Source organism: Salinifilum ghardaiensis (genome assembly GCF_054491345.1).
The window spans coordinates 1,918,357-1,932,186 of sequence record NZ_CM137101.1; the positions used below are offsets into that span (position 1 = coordinate 1,918,357).

Genomic DNA, 13,830 nt, shown 5'->3' on the forward strand with positions numbered 1-13,830 from the left:
CGACCCTGAGGGCGTGGAACGCGTCGTGCTGCACGTCGACCTGGACCAGTTCATCGTGGCCGTCGAACTGCTGCGGCACCCGCAGCTGCGCGGCCGGCCGGTCCTCGTCGGCGGAACCGGCGACCCGACGCGCCGCGGCGTCGTGGCCGGCGCCTCCTACGAAGCCCGCGAGCACGGGGTGCGCTCGGGCACGCCGCTGCGCACCGCGGCCGCCCGCTGTCCGCAGGCGGTGTTCCTCCCCGCCGACTCCGACCACTACCAGGAGGCCTCCACCGAGGTGATGGCCGTGCTGCGGAGCTGGGGCGGTCGGCTGGAGCAGACCGGTTGGGACGAGGCCTTCCTGCTCGTCGACACGGCCGAGGCCGAGTCCGCGGCGCGGGAACTGCAGCGGCGCGTGCGCGAGCGCACCGGACTGGCGTGCTCGGTGGGCATCGGCGACAACAAGCTGCGCGCCAAGATCGCCTCCGGGCTGGCGAAACCGGAGAACGTCCACCGGCTCGACGTGCACAACTGGGTCGCCGTCATGGCCGACCGCCCGTGCGATGCGCTGCACGGCATCGGGTCGAAGACGAGCCGCCGCCTCGCCGAGCGCGGCATCGGCACCGTCGCCGAACTCGCCCGCGCCGACCGGGGAGAGCTGGCCGCCGCCTTCGGCCCGTCCATCGGGCCGTGGCTGGTCGCGCTGGCCCACGGGTTCGACAGCAGTCCCGTCACCGACACGCCCCCTCCGCCGCGTTCGCACGGCCGCGAAGTCACCTTCGACACCGACCTCGACGACCGCGACCGGGTGCGCACCGAGGTGCGGCGGCTCGCCGCGACCCTGTCCGGGGAGCTCGAGCAGGACGGGTTGCGGCCGCGCCGCGTCGTGGTCAAGATCCGCGACGACCGGTTCCGCACGCACACCCACGGCCGCGGTGTGCGGGCCGCCACCGCCGAGGCGATCACCGAAGCGGCCCTCACCGCCCTCGGCGAGTTCCCGCTCGACAGGCCCGTCCGGCTCGTCGGCGTCCGCGCCGAGCTGGAGTAGGGGCGCGGGTGGCTACCCGATGTCGGGGATCCCGCAGCGAGGCCTCGCCGGAGGTCCTGCCACCGGATTCACTGCGCCAGCCAATTCGCGGACTCTCCTACGCGCCCGCTCCGCGCTCGACCATTCCCCGGACGAACTCGGCCTGCCCGACGTGCTGCAGGCCGTCGGCGAGCACGCTGACCAACCGCACCCCGAGCGTGGTGGGCGGCTCCCAGGACTCGTCGACCACGCGCGGCAGGTCCTCGTCGGTGAGACCGCGCACGAACGCGGTGGTGTGCTCGTGCACCGCGTCGTGGTAGCCGAGCAGCGGTTCCGGGGTCGGCACCCACACGGCGGCGACCTCCTCCGCGGTGTGCCCGAACCCGGTGTCGTCGACCGGCAGCGGCAGGTCGAACCGCTCGTGCCAGTGCTGCGCGGTCCAGATCTGCTCGGTTCCGGTCAGCTCGGAGACGTGGTCGTCCTGCACGCGGGTGAGGTGCCACAGCAGCCACGAGATCGAGTTCGCGGCGGCGTCGGCGCGGTAGGTCAGCTGGTCGCCGGAGAGCCCGGCCGCCGCGTTGTGCGCGGACTCCCGGATCCGGTCGAAACCGTCGTCGAGCAGGTCGGCACTGGTCATCGGGAACACCTCCGCGGGGCGACGTCCTCACGGCAGGGTAGTCCCGCTGCCGGCGGGCGGCACCGTGCGCGGCGCGGGCGCGCCGGCCCCGGCCGCGGTGCGGTGCCCGCCCTGCGCGGCGCCTATCCTGCGCGGCGCCCGTCCTGCAGGGCGCGGCGCAGCGGCGAGGGGAGCAGTGCACGTGTCCGAACACGACATCGCGGTCAACGGCGGAGTGCTCGTCGACGGGACGGGACGCGCCCGCCGCCGCGGGAACCTGGGCATCACCGCAGGCCGCATCGCCGAGATCGGTCCGCGCCGGCTGCGGGGCGCGCGGGAGATCGACGCCACCGGGCTCGTCGTGGCTCCCGGGTTCATCGACCTGCACACGCACGCCGACTTCACCGTCGAGGAGAGCCCCGCGGCGCTGCCGCAGCTGCGGCAGGGTGTGACGACGCTCATCACTGGAAACTGTGGACACTCGCCGTTCCCGGTCGGGGATCTCGGACTGCTGCGCCGCGCGAGCATCTTCGACGACCGTCCGCTGAGTTGGGATTGGCGGGACGCGCGGGGTTTCCGCGCCGCGGTGGACCGGGCGTGCCCGGCGGTCAACATCGGTGTGCAGGTCGGGCACAACGCGATCCGGCTGGCCGTGCTGGGCGAGCAGGACCGCGAGCCGGATCCGGCGGAACTCGAGCGGATGCGGGCCTGCGTGCGCGCGGCCGCGGCCGGGGGAGCGCTCGGCTTCTCCACCGGGCTGATCTACGCGCCCGGCGTGTTCGCACCGGACTGGGAGGTCGCCGCACTGGTGGAAACGGCCGCCGCGCACGGCCTGCTGTACTCGACGCACCTGCGCGACGAGGCCGCGGGACTGCTCGGCGCGCTCGACGAGGCGGTCGTGGCGGCCCGCCGCAGCGGGGCGCGCCTGCAGGTGTCGCACCTGAAGGCCGCGGGCCCGGAGAATCACGGTTCGGTCACGGAGGCGTTGGCGCGGCTGGATTCCGCGCGCGCCGGCGGTGTCGACGCGGCCGCCGACGTCTACCCGTACACCGCGTCGAGCACGTCGCTGCTCACCGCGCTGCCGCCGTGGGCGGTCGACGGGGGAACCGGGCCCCTGCTGGAGCGGCTCGCCGACGCGGAGCAGCGGCGGCGCATCGCCGCCGAGACGCGGCGGAGGTTCGGGCGCGATCTCGATCCGCACGGTCTCGTGCTGGCCGAAGCGCCCGCCGGGCGCTATTCCGTGCACGTCGGGTCCTCAGTGGTGGAGATCGCGCGGTGCGAGGGGACCGACGCGGCCGAAGCGGTGCTGCGCGTGCTGCAGGCCCACCGCGGCGAGGTGCTGGTCGTGCACCACTCGATGCACGCCGACGACGTGCGCGCGGTGCTGCGCCATCCCCGCGTGGCGGTGGCCAGTGACGGGTGGACGCTCGCCGAGCGCGGCGAAGGTCACCCGCATCCGCGCAGTTTCGGCACGTTCGCGCGGGTCCTCGGGTGGTACGTGCGGGACGAGGGCCTTCTCGGGCTCGAGGAGGCGGTGCGGAAGATGACGGAGTTGCCTGCGACACGATTGCGGCTCGCGGGCCGCGGTGTACTTGCCACGGGGGCGGTCGGTGACGTTACAGTGTTTGATCCGGCGGCGATCCACGATCGGGCGCGCTACGAGCGACCGCGGCAGGGGGCGACCGGGTGTCGCGCTGTGGTTGTCAACGGCGAGCCGGTGGTTGTGGACGGTGACACAACAGGGCGGCGCCCGGGCCGGGTGCTCGGCAGAGATGATCGTGAGTCATGACACTCCGCGGAACATCCGCGGGGGCTGACGCGTTAACTCCTGGGTTTCACCGTCGATCCGATCGTCATGGTCTCCCCGCCCGCACGTGTGCGCGTGTTGACCGCGCGCGTGGGGAGCGCGCGTGCGTGTGGACGGGGAGACCGTTCGTGAACGCGAGTTCCATTGCTTAAGGAGGTGGCACGATGGCGGAGAACAACGGTTATGCGGGCGACGACTGGCGGGAACGTGCCGCCTGCCGGGACGAGGACCCCGAGCTGTTCTTCCCGATCTCCGAGGTGGGGTTGGGAGCCAAGCAGGTCGACCGCGCGAAAGCGGTGTGTGGTCGCTGCCCGGTGGCGTCCGAATGCCTGGCCGACGCGCTCAGCAACGGGCTGGACTTCGGGATCTTCGGCGGTATGACGCCGCGCGAGCGGCGTTCGCTGTCCCGGCGGAACACCCGGACGGTCAGCGCCGAGCGCTCGGCGCGCGACTGAGCCGCGCACCTCGCTCAGCCACGGCAGAAGGGGCCCGGACGTTCGTGAACGTCCGGGCCCCTTCTGCGTGCGCGGACCTCTGCTGCGCGCGCCCCGCGGCAGACCCCGGGGGCGCGCCGCGGGGCGGCGAACGCGCGGGCGCACCGCGGGTGCCGGTCCCGGAGGAATCCGTGAATGCGCGCGGCCGTCCGCGAACACGGCACCGGAATGGCGGTGTCACCGCGGTGGCGCGTCCCTCAGGGTGGTGAAAAAACTGCGTCCAGTGCCGGTGCATGCCGTGTTGATATTTGATTGACCGAGATCAGCATGCAAGGGCGCGCGCAGATCGGCATACTTTCGCCCGCCGACAGCGACGTGGTCCTCCGGGACGGCGGCGCCGGCCCGGATGCTGTTGATCGTCGCTGCGCACCGGGGCGGCACCGGCGTTCGCGGAGGCCGTCCCCCGACGCTGAGGCGAGCCAGCACGATGTCGAAACCGACGGAGCCGCCCTGATGTCGATCGATCAGCGAGCGTTTTCCGAGATCCGCGAAGAACATCGCGTCGACGGTGCGGAGGGGAATCCCGCAGGATCGGATCGGGACCGGCCCGGCAACGATTCCGGCCGCCGTTTCGATCCCCTGTGGTGGAGCGTCCCGGTGGCGGCCGCGATCGCCGCGATCACCTTCCTTGGCGTGAACCTGTACTTCAACGGCGGCCACTTCATCCCACCGCTCGACGACACCTACATCCACATGCAGTACGGCCGCCAGATCGGCCAGGGCGAGATCCTGCGGTTCCAGGACGGCGAGCCGATCAGCACCGGTGCCAGCAGCCTGCTCTACGTCTTCGCGGTCGGACTGCTGTACGCCCTCGGCGCCCACGGCAGCCTCCTGCTGCCGGCAGCGGTGGTGATCGGGATGGCTTCCCACGTGCTGGCTGCCACCTGCACCGCCGTGCTCACCCGCCGCCTCGTCGGCCGCCTCGGCGGGGTGTGCGCGGGGCTGCTCGTCGCGCTGAGCGGGCCGCTGCTGTGGTCGGCGGTCAGCGGCATGGAAGCCCCCGTGGCCGCGGCACTGGTGACCGGGCTGCTGGCGGTCTTCGCCGCCGAGCACGAGGCGGGACGCTTCCGCTGGACACCGCTGGTGGCCGTGCTCGCCGTGCTGTGCCGGTTCGAGATGGTCCCGGTGGTGGTGCTGATCATCCTCGCGATGCTCCTCGCGCTGCTGCGCGGGCAGCGGTCCTGGCCGCGGCGCGTGCTGGGCGCCGCGTGGTTCGCGCTGCCGCTGCTCGCGCTGGGCGGACAGCTGCTGTTCTACGGGATCGCCACCGGCAGCCTCTCGCCGAACGGCAACCAGGCCAAATCGATGCTGAGCATGCCGGCGTTCAACCTGGGCCAGTTCGCCGGCGGCGTCGCGGACAACATGCGGCAGTTCTCCGCGATCCTCGCGGGCATCAGCAGGCAGGACTTCCTCTTCCCCGGCGCGCTGCTCGTGGCGGCGCTCGGGGTGGCCGTGCTCGTGCGGCGGCCGGGAACGCACCGCGCGGTCGGCCTCGTCCTCGGCGGCGGGGTGCTGCTGAGCCTGCTGGCCGTGTCCACGCTCGCCACGGCCCTGTGGCAGCAGGTGCGCTACCTGCACCCGTTCCTGCCACCGGTGATCGTGCTCGTCGTCGTGGGAGCGGTGACCTGCGCGCGCTGGTTCGGCCGGGGAGCCGGCCGCGCGCTGGCCGCGGGCGTGCTCGGCACGGCAGGGCTGTTCACGCTGCTGTCGTTGCCGGCCTGGGCCCACACCGTCGGCCTGGACACCGGTGCGATCCGGGAGCGGATCGTCTCGCTGGCGACGTGGACCTCCGGGCACCTGCCGCCCGATGCCCGCATCGGCGTGCACGACGTCGGTGCGGCCGCCTACTTGGGACGGCAACCCACGGTCGACCTCATCGGGCTGACCACCAACGGGCTGGCCAAACCCGCGATCAACGGCGCCGGCAGCCTCTACGAGGAGCTCAGCGCCATGCCGCCGGAGGAGCGGCCCGACTACTTCGCCATCTACGACTCCATGCCCGGCGGGGTGCGGTTGGAGCACCTGGAACACGCCGGCCTGTTCGGCGAGGTCGTGCTCGCGCGGCAGGACATGACCGTCTACCGCGCGGACTACAGCAGCACCGGCACCGGGAACACCCCGTTGCGCCCGGTTCCCGGGGAGATCCGCGACCACCTCGACGTGGGTTCGATGGACAGCGAGAGCGCCCACGACCACGCGGTGCGCTCGCCGATGGCCACCTTCCGCCCGACCACGGACGCGGCCACCGTCGAGACCCCCCGCGGACGGGTCGCGGACAGCAACCGGCACGTGTACGGCGCCGAGTCGTTCACCCTCGGCAACCTGACCCCGCACCGGGAGGCGACGGTCACCGCGCGGCACGACGCGAGCGGTCCCAAGCCCGGTGCGCCCTCGGGCGGCCGCGCGGTGCGGGTGTTCGTCGACGGCACCTACCTGGGCACGCACGAGCTGACCACGAACCCGCGGGGCTGGGCGGAGACGCAGTTCTCCATCCCGCCCGAACTGGTCAACGGTCGGCAGGTGCAGGTGGAGCTGAAGTCCCCCCAGGAGTACGTCGGGCCGTACTCGGACTACCTCTCCTTCGGCTACTGGATCAGCCAGTGACCGGTCCCGGTGACCGTCCGGAGCGCCGCGGCGGCCGCGGTGGTACCCGGTTCCGGGAGAGTGGTGCGCGCGAGCCCACCCGCGGTAGCGTGACGCCGCAGCATCCTTCCGCCTGAGACGAACCGCGGTGACGATGACGTGGCACGAGCGATGAACGACGAGCCCGCCGTGGACGCGGCCGAGGCGTGGCGGCGACTGCTCGACGTCCGCACCCCACCCGACGCAGCGCGCGCCGGCCTGGTCACCGACGGCGCCGGGCAGTGGCGGTGGGGCGAGGGCGCCTCGCCCGTGGCCGAGCGGTTGCTCGAGCTCTACCTCCCGCTGTGCCTGGCGGGGCAGCGCTGCGCCTACGCCCAGCTCGGGCAGAGCCTCGACGGGTGCATCGCCACCCGCACCGGTGACGCCGTGCACGTCACCGGCGAGGACGACCGGGAGCACCTGCACCGGTTGCGCGCGCTCGCCGACGCGGTCGTCGTCGGTGCGGACACGGTCACCGCCGACGACCCGCAGTTGACCGTGCGCGCGTGCACCGGCGACAACCCCGTGCGCGTCGTGCTCGACCCGCAGGGCCGCGTGCCGAGCGGCCGGCGCGTGTTCACCGACGGCGCCGCACCCACCCTGTGGATCCTCGCCGAGGGCGACGACCGGCCCGGCGCGAGCAGCACCGAGGGCGTGGAGGTGCTGCACCTGCCCCGCGAGTCCGGTGGTTTCGCCGCCGACGTGGTGCTCGACCGGCTCGCCGAGCTCGGCCTGCACCGCGTCCTCGTCGAAGGCGGTGGTGTGACCGTGTCGCGCTTCCTGCGCGCCGGCGCGCTGCACCGGCTGTACGTCACCGTCGCCCCGGTGCTACTGGGCGACGGTGTGCCCGGCCTGCGCTTTCCGGGGACGCCGCGCATGCGCGATGCGCTGCGCGCCCCCGTGCGCCGGTTCTCCCTCGGCGCCGACTCGCTGTTCGAGCTCGACCTGACCGGACCGCGGCCGGTGACGCTGGAGCAGCAGCACGCCAGCGCCCGGCAGGCAGGCCACGAGCGCGAGCACGCCGTAGGCGACGGACACGGCGACGCCCTGGGCGGCGCCGAGCCCGGCTAGGGCGAAGGCCGCGGCCGCCGCGCCCTCGCGCAGCCCCCAGCCGCCGATGTTGACCGGCACGCTCATCGCCACGAGCGCCACCACCGCCAACGGCAGCACCTGCTCGACCGGGGCCGCGATCCCGACGGCCCGCGCGGCCACGACGAACAACGCGAGGTGCCCCGCCAGCGCCGCCACCGACAGCGCGATGATCCGCGCGCACGCACCGGGAGCGGCGAGCTCCCGCAGATCGGCCAGCGTCTCGGCCAGGACCCGTCGCCAGCGCGCCGCGCGGCGACCGGTGCGCGCGAGCAGCGCGGCGACCGCCACGGCGCCGATCAGGCCCCCGGCGGCGGCCAGCGCCGTGATCAGGATGCCGAACCGCAGCTCGGCCAGCGCCGGGGCCAGCGCGACCGCCGCGACCGCGAGCGGCAGCAGCACCACCTGCCCGGCGACGCGTTCCAGCACCACCGCCCGCACCCGTCGTCCCCGCGCGGGTCCGGCCAGCCCGTGCTGCACGGCGCGGTGCACGTCCCCGAAGACCCCGCCGGGCAGTGCCGCGTTGAGGAACTGCGCGCGGTAGTAGTCGGCGATCGCCCTGCCCAGCGGCAGCCGAATCCCGAGCCCGCGCGCGACGCGGCACCAACGCGCCGCGTTGCACGCGGTCGACGCGGCGCCGAGCGCGAGCGCCGCTCCCGCGGTGGCGACGTCGAGCACCTGCACGCCGCGGGCGAACGCGCCCGGTCCCACCTGCCAGGTCAGCAGCGCGAGCACGCCACCGGTGACGAGCACGCGCACCGCCGCGCGTCGCGCACGTCTCATCGCGCACGCCCCCTCCGCGGTGGCCCCTTTCGCGGCAGCCCCTTTCGAGATGGCCCCCTTCGAGGTGGCAGCGCGCGCGGGGGGAAGACGAGCAGGTCGGTGTGCTCCACGCGCGCCGTCAGCTCGCCGGCCCGCAACCGGGCCAGGCGGTCGCGCCGGTAGTCCGCGGCCCGCCGCGCCAGGCTCGGGCGCTGCTGCTGCGCGGCGTCGACCCAGCCGCGCAGCCACGCCTCGGTGAGCGCGGCCGAACCGGCGTCCAGGCACCACGGGGAGGGCCGGGCGAGCACGCGCGCGCCGCGGCGGCGGAACGCGATGCGCGCGGCGGGCGCGGCGTCCGGTCCGAGCAGGCGGTGACGACCGGCGCGGCGCCGCTGGTGGGCGTTGAACGCCTCGCGGAACGCCGCGTCCGCGGGGTGGGGCGGGTCGAACGTCACCCGGCCGGTGACCGTCAGCGTCACCAGCACCGGCACCCGCGCCGCCGCGCAGCACGCGGCGATCCGCTCCAGCTGCGGCGCGGTGAGCACGTCGAGCAGGGCCGAAGCGGTCACGAGCGCGGTCCCCGCGAGCATCCCCGGCGTCAGCGCGGTCAGGTCGCGCTGCTCCGGCGTGACCCGCACCGGCCGGCCGTCGGCGGCGGTGAGGCCGTCCCCGTCCGGCCCCTCCCCGCGCGGCCCGATCCGGTCGAGGGCGTGCGCGTCGCGGTCCTGGGCGGTCCAGTGCTGCGGCCCGGGCAGCCGTCCGGCCAACCACCGGCCCAGCGCACCGGTACCGCAGCCGAGGTCGCGGATGCGCAGCTCACCGCGCACCGGCCTCAGCCGGGGGCGCAGCAGTTCCACCAGCTCCTCCGCGCGGGCCGCCGCGTCGGCGGGCGCCCGCAACGCGAGCCAGTCGACCTCCGCCGCGTTCACGTGCTGAGGTGCTCGAGCGTCCGCCCCACCTGCCGGGCTGTTTCCCGCCACGTGTTCAGGGTGCCACGGCGGCGGTGCGCCGCGTCGCGCAGGCGCGCGCGTTCACCGGCACCGGTCAACCACCGGCGCAGCGCCCGGGCGAGCTCGGCCGGGTCATCCGGCGGCACCAGCATCCCCGGCAGCGTCCCCTCGTCGGTGCTGCCCAGTGCTTCCGGCACCCCGCCGACATCGGAAGCCACCACGGGCAGGCCCCGCGCGAGCGCTTCGGTGACCACCAGGCCGTACGTCTCCGCCCGCGAGGGCACGACGACCAGGTCGGAGGCCGCGTAGGCCGCGCCGAGCTCCGCGCGGCGCAGCGGGCCGGCGAGCCGCACCCGGTCGGCGAGCCCGCGGGCGCGGACGTCGTCGCGCACCCGCGCCGCGTGCTCCGCGGCGCGGGTGCGCGAACCGGCGACGCAGCAGTGCCAGTCCAGGTCGCGGCACCGCGCCAGCGCGGAGACGAGCACGTCGTGGCCCTTCATCGGTGTGACCGCGGCGACCGACAGCAGCGCGCCGGAACCGCCGCTGCCGCGGGCGGGGGCGGACGGATCCGCCCCCGGCGGGGCCACGGTGATCCGCGCCGGCGCCACGCCGTGCTCGCGGGAGACGTGGCGAGCCGTCCAGGAGCTCGGGACGAGCACCTGGTGCACCGCGCGCAGCACCTGCCCCTCCCGCCGGTGCAGCTCGCGCGCGAGATCCGTCGGCGTGCCCGTCTCGCAGGCCAGCGGCAGGTGCACCAGCACCGCCAGCGGCAGCCGTGCCGCGTGCCGCTCGAGGACGCCGGCCGTGCCGCAGGCCACCAACCCGTCCAGCACGACGGGGCGACCGTCCGGCAGCTCCTCCAGCGCCGCGTCCAACCGCGCCGCGTCGTCCGCTCCGGGGTCGGGCCAGCGTCCCGGCAGGACGGTGCACCGCACCCGCCACCCCGCGCCGGGCAGCTCCTCGACCAACCGCCGGTCGTACCGGTCGCCGCCGCTGGGGGCGTCGCCCTCCGGCGGCAGTACGAAGTGGACGGACCGCGCGGTTGTCACAGCGATCGGTCGAAACTCGCCCAGGCCACGTGCGATTCGGAGAGCGTGGCGGTGATTCCGGCCAGCCCGCGCGCGTTCTCGCCCAGCTCGCCGGCGTGCACCCGCTCGGCCAACCGGTCGGCGATCACCTGCGCGAGGAACTCCGTCGAGGTGTTGCGCCCCGCGAAGGCCGGGTCGTCGTCGAGGTTGCGGTAGTTGAGGTCCGCGAGGACTTCGCCGAGCTTCCCGCTCGCGCGTCCGATGTCCACGACGAGGCCGTCGGCGTCGAGCTCGGGGCGCCGGAAGGTGGCGTCGACGAGGTAGGTGGCCCCGTGCAGCCGCTGCGCGGGGCCGAAGGTCTCGCCGCGGAAGCTGTGCGCGATCATCACGTGGTCGCGGACGGTGACGCTGAACAATGCCGTCTCCTTCGTGCTCGCCGGCGCCGGTCCGGTGCGATCAGGACACCGGTTCGCCGGAACCGTAGACGATCCGGTGGCACAGCGCCGAGTGCTCCCCGCGGGCCAGGCGCGGCAGCACCGCGGGCAGCTCGCCGAACTCGCTCTGACCGGTGACCAGCGCGTCGAACGCCTCGTCGGCGAGCAGGTCCAGTGCCAGCGCGAGCCGCTCCCGCGTGCTCCGGTGGTTCCGGTTCGGCGAGACGGTGCCCACCTGGCTGCCGCGCACGGTCAGCCTGCCCGAGTGGAACGATCCGCCCAGCGGCACGGTGACGGGGCGGTCGCCGTACCAGCTCAGCTCCACGACCGTCCCGTCGGTGACGGGCAGCTCCAACGCGCGGGCGAGCCCGGACTCGGTGGCGCTGGCGTGCACCACGAGGTCGCGGCCGGTCGCCGCCCGCTCCGGGGTGGCGAAGTCGGCGCCGAGCGCCTCGGCCACCGCCCGTCGGGAGGTGTCGACGTCGACGAGCTCCACGTGCACGCCGGGGAAGCGGGCGAGCAGGCGCGCGGCGCAGCAGCCGACCATGCCGGCGCCGAGGACGGTGACGCGGTCGCCGAGCAGCGGTACCGCGTCCCAGCAGGCGTTGACCGCGGTCTCGACCGTTCCGGCCAGCACCGCCCGGTGCGCCGGCACGGCCTCCGGCACCGGGACGACCGCCTCGACGGGCACCACGTAGTGCGTCTGGTGCGGGTAGAGGCAGAACACGGTGCGGCCGAGGTGGTCGGCCGGGCCCTGCTCCACCACGCCGACGTTGAGGTAGCCGTACTTGACCGGGGCGGGGAACTCGCCCTCCTGGAACGGGGCGCGCATCAACCGGTGCTGGTCGGCGGGGACGCCGCCGCGGAACACCAGTGCCTCCGACCCGCGGCTGACCGCCGTGTAGCGGGTGCGCACGAGGACCTCGCCGGGGCCGGGGTCGGGCACCGCGACGGCGCGGATCTCGCCCTGCTCCGGCCGGGCGAGCCAGAACGCGCGCGCCGAGGTCGCCATGCTTCCTCCGTCGGGTGATCGCGCCTGCTGTGTTCGCCCGGGAGGATACGCGGCACCCTGGGGTGCGTGGTGGCACGAACGACTCCCGGAAGTGGCCGCTTCGTCGCGGAACTGGCGCTCGCCACGGCCGCGCAGCTCGGCGCGTTGGCGCTGCTGAACGCCTGCGGTGCGCTCGGTGCGCGCGGCGCGGTCGCCGGATGCGGTTACGCGGCCGGGCTCGCGCTGCTGCTGTGGCGCACCGCCCGCACCGCTCCCTGGGGGTCAGCCGATCGGGTGACGCTGGTGCGCGCAGTGCTCGTCGGTGCGGTGACCGCGCAGGCGGTGCAGGCCACGGCGGGCCCGATCCCCGCGGGGGTGTTCCTCGGCCTCGTCGTCCCCGCGCTCGTGCTCGACGGGGTGGACGGTCAGGTGGCGCGGCGCCGGAACTGCGTCTCGGCGTTCGGCGCGCGCTTCGACATGGAGCTGGACGCGTTCCTCGTCCTCGTGCTCAGCGGGTACGTCGCGCTGGACCTGGGCGCGTGGGTGCTGGGGATCGGTGCGCTGCGCTACGCGTTCGTCCTCGCCGGGCGCGCGCTGCCGTGGATGCGCGCCGCGCTGCCGCCGAGCCGGCGCCGCAAGGCCGTCGCGGCCGCGCAGGGCGTGCTGCTGGTGATCGCGGCGGCGCCGGTGGTGCCGGCGCCCGCGGCGCACGGCGCGGCGCTGCTGGCGCTGGTGTCGCTGCTGTGGTCGTTCGGCGCGGACACCTGGTGGCTGTGGCGCCGCTCCCGCGCCGGGACGCGGGAGCGGCGGCGTGCCGGATCCGCGATGTGAACGGGAGCGGGCCGGGCCGCGCCCCGCGGGGGCGTCCGAACAGGACGGTGCGGGAGCGCGGGCCGGAGCGCCCACCGGTGCGGGAGCGGCGCCCACCGCACCCGCGCGGGTCAGCCCTCCTGCGGAACGGCCATCTCGCCGAGCTCGGACCAGTCCTGCTGGTCGATCTGGGCGTTGATCACGCGCGGGGTCTCCACCAGGTGCGGCGGAAGCGTCTGCTGCGCGGTCTTGAAGTGCTCGGACTGCACGTGCGCAGCCCCGGCGTCACCGTCGCGGAAGGCCTCCACGAGCACGTACTCGTTGGGGTCCTCGATGCTGCGGGACCAGTCGAACCACAGGCATCCGGGCTCGTTGCGGGTCTCGCGGGTGAAGTCCGCGGCGATCTCCGGCCAGCGGTCGGCGGACTCGGGACGCACGCGGAACTTGGCGGTGATGAAGATCATGAGCCATGCCTTTCTGGACGCACCTTCTGCGCGTGATCCACAGTAGAGGATCCGATCGCGGTGCGCGCGGGGGAGGTCGTCCCGGCCGCGTCCCCCTCCGCGCGGCACCGCGCACTCCGTCTGCTGTGGACTGCACGCCGCCGCGGCGGACGTCGGGGCCCGGATCGGCGGACTGCCCGCGCCTGCGGCGCCCCGCCGGCACCGCGGGCGCGCCGAACCGAGTTCGGCGCGCCCGGAGCTGTCCGGTTCCGCGATGAAGCGAATTCGGCGAGAATGCCGGGCGCGAACCACCCGTTCGGCGGTTCCCGCGCGAAGCGCGCTCCGCTGAAATGGAAACCGCGGCGATTTTCGGAGAATGCGGAGGTCGGTGAACCGATGTCGGCGGTGTCGTTCGTGCTGGTTCTCGTCGGATTCCTCCTCCTCGTCGACCGCTCGGAACGGTCGGGCGCGCAGCACCCGGCGCGGTCGCGCCGCGCCGGGTGAGGCACGATCCCGGGGCGAGTGCGGTCCGCCTGCCCGCTCGTGTCCGTGCGCTGCGCGCACGCGTGCGCAGCGGGCGACGAGGTGCCGACACGGAGCGTGGTGCACCGTGCGCGCTGCGCCGGAATCATGCGGTGCCTCACAGCGGATTCGGCCGTTCTAGGTAGTCGTCCCCGTAGATACCTCGGTTCTGCGAGCGCGTTCCTTCGGCAACATCGGGTTGTTGCCTCGGGCCGGTGACGGGTCGGGCAATGAACTCCGAGATGCCCCCGATTGA

13 protein-coding genes and 1 pseudogene are annotated in these 13,830 nt (G+C 74.6%); 6 read left to right on the forward strand and 8 right to left on the reverse strand.

Annotated features, from left to right (window positions below):
• The first annotated feature begins 13 nt into the window (after positions 1 to 13).
• A complete protein-coding gene (locus tag ACVGV0_RS08605; protein WP_459159340.1) occupies positions 14 to 1,027 on the forward strand; it encodes a DNA polymerase IV in 1,014 nt (337 codons plus the stop codon).
• 97 nt (positions 1,028 to 1,124) lie between these two features.
• Here the strand turns inward: ACVGV0_RS08605 and ACVGV0_RS08610 are convergent, their stop codons facing one another.
• Positions 1,125 to 1,643, reverse strand: a complete 519-nt coding sequence (locus ACVGV0_RS08610; protein WP_459159341.1) for a mycothiol transferase — start codon at positions 1,641 to 1,643, stop codon at positions 1,125 to 1,127.
• A gap of 181 nt (positions 1,644 to 1,824) precedes the next feature.
• Between ACVGV0_RS08610 and ACVGV0_RS08615 the strand changes: the two genes are divergently transcribed.
• Positions 1,825 to 3,411 carry an N-acyl-D-amino-acid deacylase family protein gene (locus ACVGV0_RS08615; protein WP_459159342.1) on the forward strand — a complete coding sequence of 529 codons (1,587 nt, stop codon included), beginning with the start codon at positions 1,825 to 1,827 and terminating at the stop codon, positions 3,409 to 3,411.
• Positions 3,412 to 3,593: 182 nt separating this feature from the next.
• Positions 3,594 to 3,884 (forward strand): WhiB family transcriptional regulator, encoded by a 291-nt coding sequence (locus tag ACVGV0_RS08620; protein ID WP_459159343.1) that lies wholly within the window; start codon positions 3,594 to 3,596, stop codon positions 3,882 to 3,884.
• Between the two features lie 216 nt (positions 3,885 to 4,100).
• On the opposite strand, the gene ACVGV0_RS08625 is transcribed toward ACVGV0_RS08620, so the two are convergent.
• A complete protein-coding gene (locus ACVGV0_RS08625) occupies positions 4,101 to 4,421 on the reverse strand; it encodes a hypothetical protein (protein ID WP_459159344.1) in 321 nt (106 codons plus the stop codon).
• A 99-nt stretch (positions 4,422 to 4,520) separates the two neighbouring features.
• Here ACVGV0_RS08625 and ACVGV0_RS08630 point away from each other — a divergent pair, with 99 nt between their 5' ends.
• Together ACVGV0_RS08630 and ACVGV0_RS08635 are read left to right on the forward strand one after the other, a co-directional pair.
• Positions 4,521 to 6,527 carry a hypothetical protein gene (locus tag ACVGV0_RS08630; protein WP_459159345.1) on the forward strand — a complete coding sequence of 669 codons (2,007 nt, stop codon included), beginning with the start codon at positions 4,521 to 4,523 and terminating at the stop codon, positions 6,525 to 6,527.
• Positions 6,528 to 6,677: 150 nt separating this feature from the next.
• Positions 6,678 to 7,331 (forward strand): annotated as a pseudogene (locus ACVGV0_RS08635) (RibD family protein); the annotation flags it as partial.
• Positions 7,332 to 7,373: 42 nt separating this feature from the next.
• Here the strand turns inward: ACVGV0_RS08635 and ACVGV0_RS08640 are convergent.
• From ACVGV0_RS08640 to ACVGV0_RS08660, 5 genes are read right to left on the reverse strand one after another with little or no spacing between them, the layout of a single operon-like run.
• Positions 7,374 to 8,417, reverse strand: a complete 1,044-nt coding sequence (locus ACVGV0_RS08640) for a lysylphosphatidylglycerol synthase transmembrane domain-containing protein (protein ID WP_459159346.1) — start codon at positions 8,415 to 8,417, stop codon at positions 7,374 to 7,376.
• Positions 8,414 to 9,325 (reverse strand): class I SAM-dependent methyltransferase, encoded by a 912-nt coding sequence (locus ACVGV0_RS08645; RefSeq protein ID WP_459159347.1) that lies wholly within the window; start codon positions 9,323 to 9,325, stop codon positions 8,414 to 8,416. Before ACVGV0_RS08645 ends, ACVGV0_RS08640 begins: the two co-directional genes overlap by 4 nt.
• Positions 9,322 to 10,395, reverse strand: coding sequence for a glycosyltransferase family 4 protein (locus ACVGV0_RS08650; protein ID WP_459159348.1), 1,074 nt, complete (start codon positions 10,393 to 10,395; stop codon positions 9,322 to 9,324). The genes ACVGV0_RS08645 and ACVGV0_RS08650 overlap by 4 nt, the downstream gene beginning before the upstream one ends.
• Positions 10,392 to 10,790: a 6-pyruvoyl trahydropterin synthase family protein gene (locus ACVGV0_RS08655; RefSeq protein WP_459159349.1), complete on the reverse strand. Its 399-nt coding sequence runs from the start codon at positions 10,788 to 10,790 to the stop codon at positions 10,392 to 10,394. Before ACVGV0_RS08655 ends, ACVGV0_RS08650 begins: the two co-directional genes overlap by 4 nt.
• A gap of 40 nt (positions 10,791 to 10,830) precedes the next feature.
• Positions 10,831 to 11,820, reverse strand: coding sequence for a zinc-dependent alcohol dehydrogenase (locus tag ACVGV0_RS08660; RefSeq protein ID WP_459159350.1), 990 nt, complete (start codon positions 11,818 to 11,820; stop codon positions 10,831 to 10,833).
• A 66-nt stretch (positions 11,821 to 11,886) separates the two neighbouring features.
• On the opposite strand from ACVGV0_RS08660, the gene ACVGV0_RS08665 reads away from it, so the two are divergent.
• Complete coding sequence (locus tag ACVGV0_RS08665; RefSeq protein ID WP_459159351.1) at positions 11,887 to 12,630, forward strand: CDP-alcohol phosphatidyltransferase family protein; 744 nt, start codon at positions 11,887 to 11,889, stop codon at positions 12,628 to 12,630.
• A gap of 110 nt (positions 12,631 to 12,740) precedes the next feature.
• Here ACVGV0_RS08665 and ACVGV0_RS08670 read toward each other — a convergent pair whose 3' ends face one another.
• Positions 12,741 to 13,073, reverse strand: coding sequence for a putative quinol monooxygenase (locus ACVGV0_RS08670; protein WP_459159352.1), 333 nt, complete (start codon positions 13,071 to 13,073; stop codon positions 12,741 to 12,743).
• Between the last annotated feature and the right edge of the window lie 757 nt (positions 13,074 to 13,830).

Coding starts and splice junctions, on each gene's coding strand:
- ACVGV0_RS08610 (WP_459159341.1), bottom strand. CDS start 1,643: ATGACCAGTGCCGACCTGCTCGACGACGGTTTCGACCGGATCCGGGAG.
- ACVGV0_RS08620 (WP_459159343.1), top strand. CDS start 3,594: ATGGCGGAGAACAACGGTTATGCGGGCGACGACTGGCGGGAACGTGCC.
- ACVGV0_RS08625 (WP_459159344.1), bottom strand. CDS start 4,421: ATGTTCTTCGCGGATCTCGGAAAACGCTCGCTGATCGATCGACATCAG.
- ACVGV0_RS08640 (WP_459159346.1), bottom strand. CDS start 8,417: ATGAGACGTGCGCGACGCGCGGCGGTGCGCGTGCTCGTCACCGGTGGC.
- ACVGV0_RS08660 (WP_459159350.1), bottom strand. CDS start 11,820: ATGGCGACCTCGGCGCGCGCGTTCTGGCTCGCCCGGCCGGAGCAGGGC.
- ACVGV0_RS08670 (WP_459159352.1), bottom strand. CDS start 13,073: ATGATCTTCATCACCGCCAAGTTCCGCGTGCGTCCCGAGTCCGCCGAC.